Source organism: Nocardiopsis changdeensis, assembly GCF_018316655.1.
GTDB lineage: Bacteria > Actinomycetota > Actinomycetes > Streptosporangiales > Streptosporangiaceae > Nocardiopsis > Nocardiopsis changdeensis.
Genome location: NZ_CP074133.1, coordinates 280,511 through 295,225 on the forward strand (window position 1 = coordinate 280,511; position 14,715 = coordinate 295,225).

Below are 14,715 nucleotides of genomic sequence, written 5' to 3' on the forward strand. Positions count from 1 at the left end.
GCGGACTTTTTTTCCGGCCGGTCCGGCGGGGGCGGTCCGGCAGGGGTGGGCCCGGCGTCAGCCCAGCAGGAAGGTCACCGCGAAGAGCACCGGGACCGTCGCGAACGTGGAGATCAGCACGGTGTCGCGGACGGTGTCGACCTCGACGCCGAAGCGCAGGGAGTAGGTGAACACGTTCTGGGCCGTGGGCAGCGCCGCCAGCACCACCACCGCGAACAGGTCCGGGCCGGACAGGCCGAAGGCCAGGGCGCCCAGCGCCCACGCCACGAGGGGCTGCACGACGGACTTCAGGGCCACCGCGAACAGCACGGAGCCGCGCTGCGGGCCGCGCCCGGGCATGCCGGAGCCGTGCAGGGAGATGCCGAACGCGAGCAGCATCGCCGGGACCGCCATACCGCCGATCAGCTCGAACGGCTCCAGGAACGGGGCGGGCGGCGACCAGCCCACCGCCGAGACCGTCACCCCGGCCAGGGAGGCCAGCAGCAGCGGGTTGCGCACGGGGGTGCTCAGGGCACGGCGCAGCACCGGGCCCGCGCCGCGGACGTCGCCGCCGGACAGGTCCAGCACGGTCACGGCGACCGGGGCCATGACCAGCATCTGCGTCAGCAGGATCGGGGCCACCAGGGAGGCGTCGCCCAGGACGTAGGAGGCGATGGGCAGGCCCAGGTTCCCGGCGTTCACGTAGGAGGAGGTCAGCGCGGACATGGTGGTGCGGGAGACGCCCCAGCGGCGCAGCAGGCCGGTCGCGACCACGACGAGGACCACGGCCGCCACGCTCAGGGCGCTCACCACGACCTTGCCCGACCACAGCACCGACAGGTCGGTGTCGAGCAGGATCGTGAACATCAGCGCGGGGCCGGCCACGTAGAAGGCCAGGGCGCTGAGCACGTCGCGGGCGCCGTTGCCCAGGAGCGAGAGGCGTCCCAGCATGTAGCCGATGACGACGACGGTGGTGATGACGCCGAAACCGGTGACCACGCCGGACACGGCACCTCCAAGGGCTCGGGGACCTTTGGACGGTACCCCCGTACCGGGGAGGGCTGCCAGGGTGCGGGTCACACCGGCTACGCTCTACCGCACTCCCCACCCGTCCGGAAGGCGGTCCCCGTGGTCATCCGGAGAGCCCGTGCCGCGGCCCTGTGCGCGGCCGCAGCGGCGATCGTGTGCGCCGCGGCCCCTGCTCCGCACCCGGACCCGGTGGACCGCGCCTCCCACGGCGGGCCGGTGCACCGTCCCCGGGAGGTCGGCACGGTGTCGGAGGTGGCCTGGGAGTGGTCCGCGCCCGAGGGCCGGGGGCTCCACCGGGTGCTGGCCGGGGTCTCCGGCGCCCTGATGGTGCTCGACGACGGCGTCATCGCCCTGGCGGGGGACACCGGTGCGGAACTGTGGCACCACCGGGAGCGGGGCCGGCGCGTGGCGCGGGCCGCCGTCACCCCCGACCGGGAGACCCTGCTGCTGGCCTACGCGGGCGACGGCTTCCGGGACGTGCTGGCGCTGTCCACCGGGACCGGGGAGGTCGTCGGCGCGTACCGGGAGGGCGGGGGCCGGGAGGGCGGGGGTCGCGAGGAGGGGGAGCGCGGGGAGGAGCACCTCACCGACGGCCTGCGGGTCTCGGTCCGGGGCGGGGGCGCGGCGGTCACGGTGACCGCGTGCTCCCTGTTCGACGGCGGGCGGGCCTGGTCCCACGGGGTGGACCCGCCGGTCCCCGACCCGGAGGCCTTCCACCACGGGGACGTCGCCGTCACCCCCGGGGCGGTGGCCGTCACCGGCACCTTCACGGACGGGGACGGGGACCACACGGCCGTCGCGGTCGCGCTGGAGCCGGACACCGGGCGGGTCCTGTGGGAGCTGGAGTACGGGTTCACCGACCACACGGCGGCCGTCCCGGAGCTGACCGCCTCGCCGGACGGCGCGGTGCTGATGTGGGAGCTGCCGTACACCGACCCGGGCGGGCGGCTGCTCCACCGGCTGCTGGAACCGGCCACGGGGGAGGAGGTCCCGGGGACCTTCCTGCGCGACGTGGAGCGCCGCCGGGTCGCCTTCGGGGCGGACGGGTACGTGGACCACGCCTGGGACACCGACACGGACAAGGTCGAGTACCGGTACGTGGGGTTCGACGGCACCGTGCGGGAGGCGGTCACCGCCCCGGCCCGCCCGGGGGAGTCGGAGACCCACCGGGGGTGGTGGCTGTCCGACGGGGTGCTGCGCCTGCACTTCGTGGAGGGGCCCGACTCCGTCCGCGGGCCGGTGACCGCGGAGGTCCTCGCCTGGGACGGCGGGGTGCGCAGGATCCCGCTGGGTCCGGCCGCGGAGGGGACCCGGCCGGAGCCCGGGCCCCACGCCTACCGCGCGGGCCCGGTCGCCGTCCGGGTGCCGGGGGCCGTCCTGGTCACGGAGGACACCGAGCGGTGGCACGGGCCCGGACGGGTCGTCGCGCTGCGCTGACCCGCACGGGGCGCCGCGTGCCGGGGCGGTGCGGGTCGGGGCGGTGTGCGCCGGGGCGGCGCGTGTCCGCGGGGCACGCCTACTCGCGGGGCGAGGGCGGGGCCGAGGGCTCCGCCTCCTCTTCCTCCCGCGCCTCCTCCTCGGCTTCGCGCTCGGCCTCCTCCTCCGCCTCGCGGGCGGCCTCCCGGGCCGCCTCGCGCGCGGTGCAGACCTCGGCGGCGGGGGCGGAGGAGCCGTCCACCGCGATGACGGTGAAGCAGTACTCCATCGCGGTGTCCTCGGTGAGGACCTGCGCGGACACCACCCCGGGGCCGGTGCGGGCCAGGGTCGCCGGGTCGTGCCCCCGGGGGCCGCCGAGGACGAAGAAGGACGCGGTGCCGCCGCTGTTGTCGGTCCAGGTGAGCATGACGTTGCCGAGGTTGTCCTGGAGGGCGACCGCGGTGGGGGCGGCCACCTCCGGCGGGGCACTGGGCGAGACGGCCTCGTCGGCGGGCTCCTCGGACGGCCGCGGCTCCTCGGCGGGCTCCGCGGCGGCCGTCGTCTCCGCCGCGGGCCGCGGCGCCGCGGACGCGAACACGCCGGAGACGGCGGTGACCAGCAGGATGCCGCAGACCGAGACGGCGATGTGCAGGTGGCGGCGCCACCGGGAGGGGGTCTCGTCGAAGGCGGCGGGGAGCCGGCCGGCGGTGTCCTCCTCCTGCTCGATCGTGTCGACGGGCAGGAAGGAGGCCCGGCCGTCGCCCGTCCAGCCCTCCAGCCGCGACCAGGCGCGCAGCGGTGAGATCTCCTCGCCGCGCAGCTTGGCCATCATGATCTCGGCGGTCCCGCCGGCATCGACCGCGGGCAGCCTGCTCCCCTCCAGACCGGTCGGCGCGGCGGGCGGGGCGGGGTTCCACGTGGCCGCCGCCGGGTGCGGGCCGGACGGCGGCGCGTACGCCGGATGCGGGCCCGTGCCCGGGGCCGTGCCCTCGGGCGGCCGCACGGGGTGACCGCCGCCCGGGACGCCGGGAGGTGCGGGTGTCGCGGCGCCCCACGCGGCGGCCGGGTGCGGACCGGAAGGAGCCGCCGCGGGCGCGGACGGCGGGGTGTGGGCCGCGCCGGGGGGACCCGGCGGCCGTCCTCCCGAAGCAGGTCCGTGTCCGGGATACGGGCCGGAAGGGGCTGTCGCGGAGTGCGGTCCGGGCGCGGGGGGCCCTGGCACACCCGGGGCGGTGGGAGGCTCGGGCCCCCACGCGGCCGCCGCGGGGTGCGCGCCCGAAGGCGTGTGCGCCCCGGGAGCGCCCGGCCCCGGGGTCTCCACGGTGTGGCCGCTGGCCGGTGCGGCGGTTGCGTTCCACGTGGCCGCTGGGGGCTGCGCGCCGGAGGGGCCGGCGGTCGGGGCGGTGTGCGGTTGTGCCTCGGGGGGTGTACCGCCCGGAGCCGGTGTGGCGTGGGGTGCTTCCGAGAACCACGAGGCCGCTGTGGGGTGTGCGCCGGAGGGCACGCCCGGTGCGGGAGGTGCCGACGGTGCGGGAGCACCGGTGGAAGGCGCTTCCGGGTTCCATACGGACGCGGCGGACTGTACCCCGGAGGGTGCTGAGGCGGCTGCGTCCCATGCGGCTGAGACGGGGTGTGCGCCGGAGGGGGAGTCCGGTGCGGGAGGTGCCGACGGTGCGGGAGCACCGGTGGAGGGCATCTCCGGGTTCCAGGCGGACGCCGGGGGCTGCGCGCCCGAGGGTGCTGGGGCGCTTGTGTCCCAAGTGGCCGCGGCAGGGTGTGCGCCGGAGGGTGCGGTTGGCTGCGCGGGCGCGCTGGTGGAAGGGGGCTCAGGATTCCACGAGGCAGCCGCGGGCTGTACCCCGGAGGGTGCTGAGGCGGTCGCATCCCAGTCGGCCACGGCGGGATGCGCACCGGAGGGTGTCGCGGGATCGGCGGGCGGTGTTCCCGGGACCCACGAGGCGGCTGTGGGATGCGCGTCGGAGGGCACGCCCGGTGCGGGAGGTTGCGCGGGTGCGGGAGCGCCGGTGGGGGATGTCTCGGGGTTCCATGTGGCCGTCGGGGGCTGTACCCCGGAGGGGGCTGTGGCGGATGCGTCCCAAGCGGCTGCGGCGGGGTGTGCGCCGGAAGGCGCGGTCGGCTGCGCGGGTGCCGGAGCGCCGGTGGGGGATGCCTCGGGGGTCCAGGCGGCCGCCGGGGGCTGCACGCCGGAGGGGGTGGTGTGCGGCTGGGGCTCGGGGGCCGGGCGGGGGGACCGGGCCTGCTCGAAGGCGTTGGCGAAGGCCGCCGCGCTCGGGTAGCGCTCGCCGGGGTCCTTGGCCAGCGCGCGGGTGAGCACACCGCGCAGCTTGCGGGACACGTCGTCCCGGGGCACCGGCCGCACCTCGTGGGTGAGCACGCGCTCCGCGTACGTGCGCGGGTCGAACGCCCCCTCCGCGAACGGCGGCCGCCCCACCAGCAGCGTCCACACCGTCGACGCCAGCTGGTACACGTCCGACGCCGGGGTGCGGGGCTCGCCGCGCAGCGCCTCCGGCGCGGCGTGCAGGAACGACTCCGCCCGCGGGTCGGGCGGCGGCGGGGCCTCCCCCGGGCGGTGCACCGCACCGAACCCCGTCAGCACCGGGGTGCGACCCGCGCGCAGCACGTTCCCCGGGCACACGTCCCCGTGCAGCATCCCCCGCCGGTGCATCGCCTCCAGCGCCTCCGCGATCCGGCGCGCGACCGCCGCCGCCTCCTGCACCGGCGCCGGCCCCTTGCTCGCCAGCAGCTCCGCGAACGAGCCGTCCGGGTAGAACGGCAGCGCCACGAACACGTTCCCGTCCGCGGTGTTCCCCGCGTCCAGCAGAGGCACCACGCCGGGCACGCCGCTGAGGTCGCGCAGCCGTTCGAGCTCGGTCCGCCCGCGGTTCGACGGCATCACCTTGAGCACGACGTCGGCCCCGCTGGTGGACCGGGTCGCGCGCACGATGCGGGCTCGACGCCCCTGCGTCAACGGGACCGGCGTCTCGTACCCGGGCGCCCATGAGGACATGAGAGGAAGGACCCCCTAGGTGTGGGTGGACGGGCGGCGGGTCAGGGCCGCGCGGACGTCTCCTGGGCGTTCGCGCCCCACCCGCGTTCTTCGTTGACCTCCTGCTGTCTGCCGAAGGCCCCCACCAGGGCGATGACGCCGCAGATCAGCGCGACGAGGATGAGTCCGCCGATCACCGCGGGCCACACCTGCTGGCGCCGCCGCCAGTAGCGGCTGGACCCGTACAGCAGCGCCGACCGCAGCTGGCGGTGGCGCAGCGCGTCCGCCTGGAGGACGTACTTCTCCTCGTCGGGCGTGTAGTGGAACGCCTCGGGGAGCTGCGGCTCCGGGTCGGCCGGGGGAGGGGTGGACATCGTCGCCGAGCCTACTAGAACAGACCGTCCAGGTAACGGGTGAGCTTGCTGTAGTTGTCCGCGGTGTCACTGGTGGCCGCGATCAGCGTCGCGAACGCCGCGTTCACCTCGGAGAAGTGGGTGTCGAACTCCTGCGCCTTGCTCTGGAACTGCGGGCTGCCCGACCCCTCCCACTTGCTCACGGTGGACTCGGACTGCTCGTGGATCTGGCTCATGATCGCGGTGAACCGGCCCAGGTGCGCCTGCTGGTCCTCGGCCAGGCCCTGGATACCGGCGACGTCGCCGTAGACGTCGAAGTTGGAGGCTCCCATGGGGTACGCCCTTTCTCGAAAAAGAGGGAACGGGGGTCAGGCGTTGATCGGCCGGGAAAGCCCGCCGAGGTCGGCGGCGGACTGGCCGAGGACGTCACTCGATTCCTGGTCGGTGAGGTTGAACTGGCTCTGCCCCTCGTTCAACTTGATGCCGTTCTGGCCGCACCAGGTCATGAGCTCCTCGAAGCGCTCGGAGAGGGCCTGCTTGGCATCGTTGAAGTCCTTGAGGGACTGGCCCTGGAGGACGTTGGCGTCCTGGCTCATGTCGTCGATGAGCTGCCCCATCTGGGTTCGGAGATTGTCGGATTCCTGTCCGAGCTGTTCTCCGCCGCTCGCGAGGGCGTCGTGATTCTCAATACCGACGTGTGACATCGTGACCTTTCCGGTTGTTCGGGGGCGGGGGTTCCTCCGGGTGGCTTTTCGGCCACCGTGAGAAAGGAGGGGACGATACGGACGATAGTAAATTCCGGGCCTGAGGGTCAACGCGGGGCGGACATCCGAAATGTCTCATTCTGTAGGGCTTTCCGCGGGTACCGGAGTACGCACCCACCGTACGGCCAGCGGCCACCCGTCCATGGACGCGTCGTGGAACCGGGGGAACAGCTCCTCGGTCCCGGCGACCTCCCCGTCCTCGCCCAGGTCGATCCGGAACCAGGCGGTGGGCGTCTGCACCAGGGCCGCGTCGCGTTCCGCCGGCAGCGCGTACTGCTCGACGGGCCCGTCGGCGTCCTCCAGGACCCGGGCGGCGGTGTGCGCCTGTCCGTCGACGGACACCAGGTAGGCGCCGGCGGCGGGCTCGCCGCCGGTGGCGGCGGACCGCAGCAGGGCGGTCCCCGCGCCCCACACGGGCGCGTCGTCGAAGCTCTGCCAGGGGACGCCGTCGATGGTCAGGGTCGCGTTGACCACGCTGCCGGAGGTCTCGCGCACCACGAGGTTCCCGCCGCCGCTCACGGTGCGGGTCTGCACGCTGTCGCGGATGTGCAGGGCCCCGTCCGGGGTGAGCGACCAGTCGCTGGGCCGCCGGTTCTCGCCCAGCGGCAGGCTGCCCTCCTGGTTGGGGGTGCCCGCAGGGGCGTCCAGGGGCACCGACAGCACCCGGGGCGGGTTGGCGTCGGCGGGGTTGTCGGAGACGAACCACAGCCGGTCGCCGTGCACGGCCGGCGCGGACAGCACCTCCCCCGCGGGCGGGGTGATGCTCTCCACCGGCAGGTAGAAGAACGCGGAGGGCTCCTCCCCCTCGGTGGGCTCGGCGGTGGGCGGGGTCTCCTCGGAGTCCGTGAGGACGGCGACGTGGACGGCGTTGGGCTCGCGGGTGGCGTACACGTAGTACGTCCAGTCCTCGGAGAAGCGCGCGTGCACGGGCGGCGCGGTGGCCATGGGGTCGACGGAGCCGTCGGGCAGGTCGAACCGGTGCAGGGGGCGCCCCGTCTCCGCGTCGTGGAAGACCAGGGCCTGGTCGGCCTCGGGGTCGCCGCCCTCGTAGCCGCGGTGCACGAGGGCCAGGCCGACGGGTCCCTCCTCGGCGAGGTCCTCGACGGTCCCGGGGGTCTCCTCGCCGGGTTCGTCCGCCGCTGTGCCTGTGCAGGCGGTGAGCGCGAGCAGGCACACGGTCAGAGCCAGGGTGCGCCGCATGGGGGACTGCCTTTCGGGGGAACGGTGCCGGGTTCCGAGCGTGCGAGGGGTGGGATGCCCATAGGAAGATTACGGTTCGACCGGTGACAAAACGTTCACCGGTGGGACTCGGAATGGAACGCGGTACCCGCGAACGCGAGGTGACGGGGCGGTCCCGGTGCGCTCCGATGGCCGGTTCCGGCCACGCTGGCGGCGGCGGTGTCCCCTGCCCGGGGCGGAGTCCTGGGACTTTCAGTCGAGGCGTTCCACGGGCCCGTCCATCGGGTCGACACCAACCGCTGCTCCTCTCGGAACGGCCGCCCCCTGCGGCCGCCAGAGCGCTCCCGGCACCCCGTCAGGCGGCCTCTCACTGCTGTTCATCGCCGCGCATCGACGGCGGTCGACTGGGATGGCGGACCGAGGGGTTCCGAAGCGGCCTTCGCGTCGACCGTGGATGCCCGGATGTGCCGACCGCCGCAGCCCGGCGGCAGTCCGTCCCGGGTCAATGGGGCCCGGTCCGTCCGTGGGGCGGGGACAGGGCGGAGGGTGGCGCGGTATCTATTGTCGAATCTGTTGAGAGAGGGTCGTGTCCGGACTTTCCGAGCGAAGTGTCGTCCGGAACGATCAAGGAGAGAGGTTCATGCATTGAAGTCATCGACTATTTTCGGGGTGGAATTCGAGACTGCTTGAGGGTGCTTCCTTCTGGGGGTGGCGATCTTGGAAGAATTCTTTGTTTCGATGTTTCTAGTGATGCGGACGGGGATGTCGAGTGGTATGTGACGGCTTTCATCGAAAGGCGTGATCGGTATGCGTATTTCTTTGGAGGGGGAGGGTGGTCCGGAGGGTTGTCCGATTGCTCTGTTGAAAACCCGGTTTCTGTCCCTTGGGTTTTCGGTCTTCCTGTTCGGGGTGGCCGGGTGTTCGATCGGTTCCGGACCTGAAGCGGAGCCGGAGCCGACTCCATGGCACGAGTGGCATGATGCCGAGTGGGTGACCCGGACAGCGCGGATCGCGGTCCTGGACCGGATGGTGGAGGAGTACGGATCAGAAGAGGCTCTGTCCGGAGCCGGTGAAGAGGGCATCGAGGCTCTGGTGGAGAACGGGATTCTTGTATCTACGGAGGAAGGCTTTCGGGTGGAGCAGGATCCCGAGGACGGTTGGGCTCCCTGGGAAGAGTTCGCATACGACCTGAACCTGATCGATGACACCCTTGACCGCCTCCTGCGTGAGAACATCGTGGGCTGGTGCGGAGACGAAGTATCCGGTGAAGTCTTCGTTGATGATTACAAGGACCGGTTCGTGGACACCTTCGATTCGCAGGAGGAGTATCGCGAGAGCATCGCCGACTACGTCGACTGCGGTGACGGGCGCTTGTGAAGCCCGCTGAACCGTGTTCTCCCGAGAATGGATGTAGGAATGCCATGTGCTACCGAATGTTCTTGCGAAGTGAAGCGTGGGCGGCGGGGATCGTTCTCGCGCTTTTGACCACGGCCTGTGGAGTTCACGAGGAGGCCTCACGGCCGCTGCACCGCACCGGTGACGAGGCCTTCCAGGCTCCGGATCCGGTCACTTCGGTCTCCGGGGTCGGCTGGGAGTGGGAACCGCCCGAGGGTGCTCGGGCCCGTGACGTCCATTCGACTCCTGTCGGGGCCGTGGTGGAACTCGACAGCGGATTCGTCGGACTTCGGGGCGATACCGGTGAGGAAGTGTGGACCTATACGGTCCCCGGCGTCGATGAGGTTCACACCGAGATCTCCTCCGACGGCACTCGAGCGGCCGTGCGCTACACCGATGGCGAGGGGGAATCCGTCGCGGTCCTACTCGACACCTCGACCGGCTCGATCGTGTTGGAGGACGCCCACTGGGACGGGGATTCTCGCTTGCCGGGTGCGGAACTCCAGATCCGTCGCCACTACGACGAGGACGGCTTTTCCGTGGAGGCCGCCGGTCTGGACGACGGACGGACCGCGTGGCGCCAGGAGGAACCCGTGACGTGTTCCGAGGGGCCCTCCCGGCAGGTCCGGGGCACTTACCACGTTGACGCGGTCGTGCTTTTGGCCTACTGCGCCGACGATGTGTCAGAGGAGGCCATGTACTCGGCCGGACAGCAGGCCACCCACCTCCTCGCAGCCCTGGACCCCGGCAGCGGGCGGGAACTGTGGCGCTACGAGGTCTCAGTGGACGACACCCAGGGTTACTTTCCGGAGAGCCGACTGACCCGGTACGGGGACACGCTGGTGGTGAAGCTGCCGGGGGTTCCGGAACAACTGCTGTTCGACACGGCCACAGGCGATCTCCTTGAGGAGGTTCCCGGGCACGTTCTCGATGTGACCGCGGAGGCCTACCTGGCCCGCATGGGAACGATCGAGGAGCCTGTGTTCGAGCTCCGGGGGTTCGACGGCCAGGTTCTCCACGCGATTCCCACCGATCCCGGGGATGTCGTGGCGGTCGTGGACGAGGACCTGCTGGGGCTTCGCGTGGAGCGCGGCCCGGACGGCGACACGATCGATGTCGAGGTCACGCCTTGGCAGGGCGGGGACGGCACTCTTGTGGAGACCGGTCTGGTCGTGGAGTCCGCGGACAGGGGTGAGCCGGGCCGTCTGCTCAGGGTGCCGGGTGCCGTGCTCCTGTACCCGTCGGTCGACTCGTCGACGGGGGACGACGCGATCGAGCACATCGTCGCCCTCCAATGACGCGGTTCGGAACGGCTCTGGTTCCGGTGGAGCCCGCGGACGGGAACGGGCCGTCGCCTGAGGTGGGGAGGCGGACGACCCCGTGCCTCACGCGCGTGCGGGTACGCGATGGCCCCTACCTCTTCACGCGGACGGACAGGGCGGTCCGGCGTGCCGTAGCGCGGTCCCGGCCACGGCTGCGCCGGGGCCGTTCCGGTAAGGCCTGAGAGCCCTTCGGAACCGGGGAGGCCGCGGGGGAGGACGCCACCGGATGCCGGCCTGCGGGGACGGACGGACCGGAACCGTGGCCGGTTCCGGCCAGGTGGGCGCGGGGAGGCGGGGCCTCCCCGCGCGGGGTCAGGCCGGGGGTTCGCTCCAGCCGACCTGGAGGAGGTCCGGGCGCTGGCCGCGGCGGGCCAGCAGGGCGCGGCCCGGGGGGAGCTGGCGGGAGGCGGTGCCGTTGGAGAGGCGGCCCTCCATGCGGTCGCCGGAGAACAGCACGCCCGGGCTGGCCATGTCGTTGAGCGCCTGGAGCACCGGTTCGAACAGGGCGCGGGCCGCGCCGCCGGTGCGGCGGGCCGCGATGACGTGCAGGCCGAGGTCGGCGCCCTGGGGGATGAACGGGGCCAGTGGCGCCAGCGGGTTGGCCCGCGACCCCGTCATGTCCATGTCGTCCACGACGACGTACAGGTCCAGGCCCTTCCACCAGCTGCGCTCGCGCAGCTGCTTGGGGGTGACGTCCGGGCCGGGCAGGCGCTCCTTGAGCGACCCGGCGAGGTTCCTGGCGACCGCGTTCGTCTGCTCGGTGGTGGTGCAGTACGCCAGCAGGTACTCCTCCGGCACCAGCTCCAGGTGGCTGCGCCGGAAGTCCACCATGACGATGCCGATCTCCTTGGCCGGCCGCCGCATGATCTGCTTGACCAGCCCGCGCAGCAGGGCGCTCTTGCCGCTCTGCGGGTCGCCGAACACCACCAGGTGCGGGTCGCGGGTGAGGTCGGTGGTGGCCGGGGCCAGGGTGCTCTCGGCCATGCCCAGCACCAGCTCCAGGCGGCGGCCCCGGGGTGCGCGGCGGCCCTTGAGCAGGTCGTCCAGCTCCACCCGGGCGGGCAGGGTCTTGACGCCCTGCACCGCGCCCTGGGGCCAGCGCTCGCCGACGCGGGCGATGAGGTCGGCCAGCCCCTCGGACAGGTCGGCGTCGGTCGCCGACCCGTCCACCCGGGGCAGCGCCACGTGGGTGTGGTGCTCGGCGGCGGTCAGGCCGCGGCCCGGGGTGTCCTTGGGGACCTCGTCGGCGACCTTGCGGCCGATCCCCGAGTCCATGGGGTCGCTGAGCCGCAGCTCGAACCGGCCGCCGAAGAGCGCCTGGAGCCGGGACCGCACCTGGGAGGACGCGGCCCCGGTGAGGACGGTGTGCACGCCCAGGGAGGGGCCCCGGGTGGCGATGTCCATGAGGAACTCGTCGGCCTCGTCGAAGGTGTCCCGGACCGACGACCAGCCGTCGATCATCAGGAACACGTCGCCCGAGACGCTCTCGGGCACCTTCCCCTCGGCGCGCGCCCGGCGCAGCGCCGCGGGGGAGTCCAGCTTGTACTTGCGGAACGCCCGCTGGCGCCGGTCGAGCTGGGCGCGCACGTCCACCAGCACCCGCTGCACCTTCTCGGGGTCGGAGCGCCCGGCCACGCCCGCCACGTGCGGCAGCCCGTCGAGCGACTGGAGCCCGCCGCCGCCGAAGTCGATGGCGTACACGACGACCCGGCCCGGCGGGTACCGCCAGGCGAGGGAGGCGACCAGGGTGCGCAGCATCGTCGACTTGCCGGACTGGGGGCCGCCCAGGATCACCACGTTGCCCTCGCCGCCGGTGAAGTCCAGCTCCGCGGGCACGGTGCGCTGCTCGCGCGGGATGTCGGTGAGCCCGAACACGGCGCGCATCTCCTCGGCCGGCGGCTCGGCGCCCGGCCCCGCCGGGACCCTGCTTCCGCCGTCCGCGCCCTCCACGCCGTCCGCACCGTTCTCGCCGCCCTCGCCCAGTTCGGCGAGCACGGTGTCGAGGGTGAGCAGCTCGGGCAGCGGCGGCAGCCACACCGGCCGCACCGGCGCCGCCCCGGAGGCGACCAGCCGGTCCACGATGACCTGGAGGATGGTCCGCTTCTCCGCCTTGGGCGCCTCCTGGCGGCCCTTGAGCGAGCCGATCAGGGAGTCCACCAGGGACCCGGCGCCGGTGACCTTGTCTAGGCCGTTGTAGGACAGCAGCGGCAGCACCGGCTCGTGCTCGTCCTTCTCCTCCTGCGCGGGCGGCTCGTAGGGCCCCGACACCATGGCGGCCTTGAACCGCTCGAACACCGAGGTGTCCACCTTCAGGTACCCGGAGCCGGGCTCGGGCGGCAGGTGGTAGGCGTCGCCCACACCGATCGCCTCGCGGCTCTCCGCCTCGGAGAACGTGCGCAGGCCGATCCGGTAGGACAGGTGCGACTCCAGCCCCTTGATCTTCCCGGACTCCAGGCGCTGGGTGGCCAGCAGCAGGTGTACGCCGATCGACCGGCCGATGCGCCCGATGGCCACGAACAGCTCGGCGAAGTCCGGGTGGGCGGTGAGCAGCTCGGAGAACTCGTCGATGATGATGAGCAGGTGCGGCAGCGGCTCCAGTGAGGGGTCGTTCTCCCTGGCCGCCTCGTAGGCGTGCAGGTTGGGCAGGTTCCCGGCGTCCTTGAGGATCTGCTGGCGGCGCACCAGCTCGCCGAAGGTGGCCTCGCGGAACCGGGCCACCAGCGAGTCGTCGTCGGCCAGGTTGGTGATGAGCCCGGAGCTGTGCGGCAGCCGGTCGGTGTCGGCGAAGGTCGCGCCGCCCTTGAAGTCCACCAGCAGCAGTGCCAGGTTCTCCGGCGAATGGTTGATGACCAGCGACGCCACCATGGTCCGCAGCATCTCGGACTTGCCGGAGCCGGTGGCGCCGACCACCAGCCCGTGCGGGCCCATGCCGCCGAACGCCGCCTCCTTCAGGTCCAGCAGCACCGTGTTGCCGCCGGGCCCGATCCCGATGGGCACCCGCAGGTAGTCGCCGGTGCTGCGGCGCGCCCAGGTGCGGCGGGTGTCGAGGTGGGCGACGTCGGGGACACCGAGGATCTCGGGCAGGCCGACGGTGGAGTGCATGGCGTCGTCGCCGTCGGAGGCGGCGATGCCGTAGGGCGCCAGGAGGCGGGACAGGGTGGTGAGGTGGGCGACGCCGGCCCGGTCCGCCCTGCCCTCCAGGGGCGGGTGGAGGGGGACCCCGTCCTCGGTGGCGAGCCCGTCGCCGTCCTGGGTGAGGATTCCGTCGGCGTCGATGCGCAGGCGCAGGTCGACCGCCTCGGGCTCCTCGCGCTTGTCGGAGACCAGGGCGATGACGTGGATGCCCAGGTCGGCCAGGGAGGCCACCGGGGGTTCGGCGGCCAGCCCGGACAGGGTGGACTGGTGCTCGCCGTCGAGGACCACCACCAGCCGCTGCGTGCCCGGGCCCGGCGGGCGGCCGCGCCGCCGTTGCAGGTCAACGGTGCGGCGTTCGATCTCGTCGGCGAGGAGTTCGGCGGCCTGCACCGTGTTCCCGGCGACGAACCGGGCGGGCATGGGCCCGTCCTTGGCGTCCTCGAACGTGTTGTGCGGCAGCCACTTGAGCCACTCCCACCGGTCGCGCAGCCGCTGGTCGCGGACCACGCCCACCCGCAGGTCGTGCGGGGAGTGGAACACCGCGAGCTGGGCGACGAGCGCCCGGACCAGGGAGCGCCCGGCGGCCCGGTCGCCGATCACCGAGACCACGCCGTACTCGCGCAGCGGCAGCACCAGCGGCATCTCGGGCACGTCCGCGTAGAGGTCGATGAGCTGGTCGGCGGCGCCCTGGCAGACGGGGTCGTAGACGATGAGCGGGGAGGAGGTGTCGACCTTCAGCTTGAGCCGCCGGGCCAGCGGCCGGGTGCCCGTGCCCAGGCGCGCGTCGAGGAAGTCGGGGTCGGTGGCGCGCCGCTCCCAGCGCCGGGCGCGCGACCGCGCCGGCTCGGTGAGCAGGTCGGGGGCGGGGTGGCGGAACGCGTTGTCGGCCCGCTGGGTCGAGGCGACGTCCCGGACGATCTCGCGCAGCTGGTCCAGGTAGTCGAGGTAGCGTTCGCGCTGCTCGCGGATGCGCTTGCGGGGGCCGTTGTGCTGGGCGACGAACATGATGATGCCCACGACCACGCTGGCGAGCATGATCATGACCCCGGCGACGGCCATCAGCGGGCGGTGGCCCATGGTGATCGACATCAGCAGCGACCCCGAACCGGTGATGATCGGCATGATGATCATGGCAC

The 14,715-nt window shown here is 73.0% G+C and carries 10 protein-coding genes and 1 pseudogene; 3 read left to right on the top strand and 8 right to left on the bottom strand.

All coding sequences use genetic code 11. The annotated features are described in order from the left end of the window. Window positions 1-57: 57 nt before the first annotated feature. Window positions 58-987: an AEC family transporter gene (locus KGD84_RS01445; protein ID WP_220564328.1), complete on the bottom strand. Its 930-nt coding sequence runs from the start codon at window positions 985-987 to the stop codon at window positions 58-60. A 120-nt stretch (window positions 988-1,107) separates the two neighbouring features. Between KGD84_RS01445 and KGD84_RS01450 the strand changes: the two genes are divergently transcribed. After that, window positions 1,108-2,445, top strand: a complete 1,338-nt coding sequence (locus KGD84_RS01450; RefSeq protein WP_220564329.1) for an outer membrane protein assembly factor BamB family protein — start codon at window positions 1,108-1,110, stop codon at window positions 2,443-2,445. Window positions 2,446-2,524: 79 nt separating this feature from the next. Here the strand turns inward: KGD84_RS01450 and KGD84_RS01455 are convergent, their stop codons facing one another. The 6 genes and pseudogenes from KGD84_RS01455 to KGD84_RS01485 all read right to left on the bottom strand — a co-directional run bounded on the left by KGD84_RS01455 (window position 2,525) and on the right by KGD84_RS01485 (window position 7,748). Next, on the bottom strand, window positions 2,525-3,427 hold the full coding sequence (locus KGD84_RS01455) for a hypothetical protein (protein ID WP_220565943.1): 903 nt from the start codon (window positions 3,425-3,427) through the stop codon (window positions 2,525-2,527). Window positions 3,428-4,765: 1,338 nt separating this feature from the next. Further along, window positions 4,766-5,452 (bottom strand): annotated as a pseudogene (locus tag KGD84_RS01465) (protein kinase domain-containing protein); the annotation flags it as partial. Window positions 5,453-5,493: 41 nt separating this feature from the next. Continuing rightward, a complete protein-coding gene (locus tag KGD84_RS01470; protein WP_220564330.1) occupies window positions 5,494-5,805 on the bottom strand; it encodes a cytochrome b family protein in 312 nt (103 codons plus the stop codon). Between the two features lie 14 nt (window positions 5,806-5,819). Then, window positions 5,820-6,116 (bottom strand): WXG100 family type VII secretion target, encoded by a 297-nt coding sequence (locus tag KGD84_RS01475; protein ID WP_220564331.1) that lies wholly within the window; start codon window positions 6,114-6,116, stop codon window positions 5,820-5,822. A gap of 36 nt (window positions 6,117-6,152) precedes the next feature. Next, window positions 6,153-6,401: a hypothetical protein gene (locus KGD84_RS01480; RefSeq protein WP_255646960.1), complete on the bottom strand. Its 249-nt coding sequence runs from the start codon at window positions 6,399-6,401 to the stop codon at window positions 6,153-6,155. A 222-nt stretch (window positions 6,402-6,623) separates the two neighbouring features. Continuing rightward, complete coding sequence (locus KGD84_RS01485) at window positions 6,624-7,748, bottom strand: hypothetical protein (protein ID WP_220564333.1); 1,125 nt, start codon at window positions 7,746-7,748, stop codon at window positions 6,624-6,626. 777 nt (window positions 7,749-8,525) lie between these two features. On the opposite strand from KGD84_RS01485, the gene KGD84_RS01490 reads away from it, so the two are divergent. Both KGD84_RS01490 and KGD84_RS01495 read left to right on the top strand, forming a co-directional pair. Next, window positions 8,526-9,104, top strand: a complete 579-nt coding sequence (locus KGD84_RS01490; RefSeq protein ID WP_220564334.1) for a hypothetical protein — start codon at window positions 8,526-8,528, stop codon at window positions 9,102-9,104. A 275-nt stretch (window positions 9,105-9,379) separates the two neighbouring features. Continuing rightward, a complete protein-coding gene (locus KGD84_RS01495; protein ID WP_220564335.1) occupies window positions 9,380-10,420 on the top strand; it encodes a PQQ-binding-like beta-propeller repeat protein in 1,041 nt (346 codons plus the stop codon). Between the two features lie 336 nt (window positions 10,421-10,756). Here the strand turns inward: KGD84_RS01495 and eccCa are convergent, their stop codons facing one another. After that, the gene (gene eccCa / locus KGD84_RS01500; RefSeq protein WP_255647157.1) at window positions 10,757-14,710 is read right to left on the bottom strand and encodes a type VII secretion protein EccCa; all 3,954 of its coding nucleotides are present in this window, start codon (window positions 14,708-14,710) and stop codon (window positions 10,757-10,759) included. Window positions 14,711-14,715: the final 5 nt, after the last annotated feature.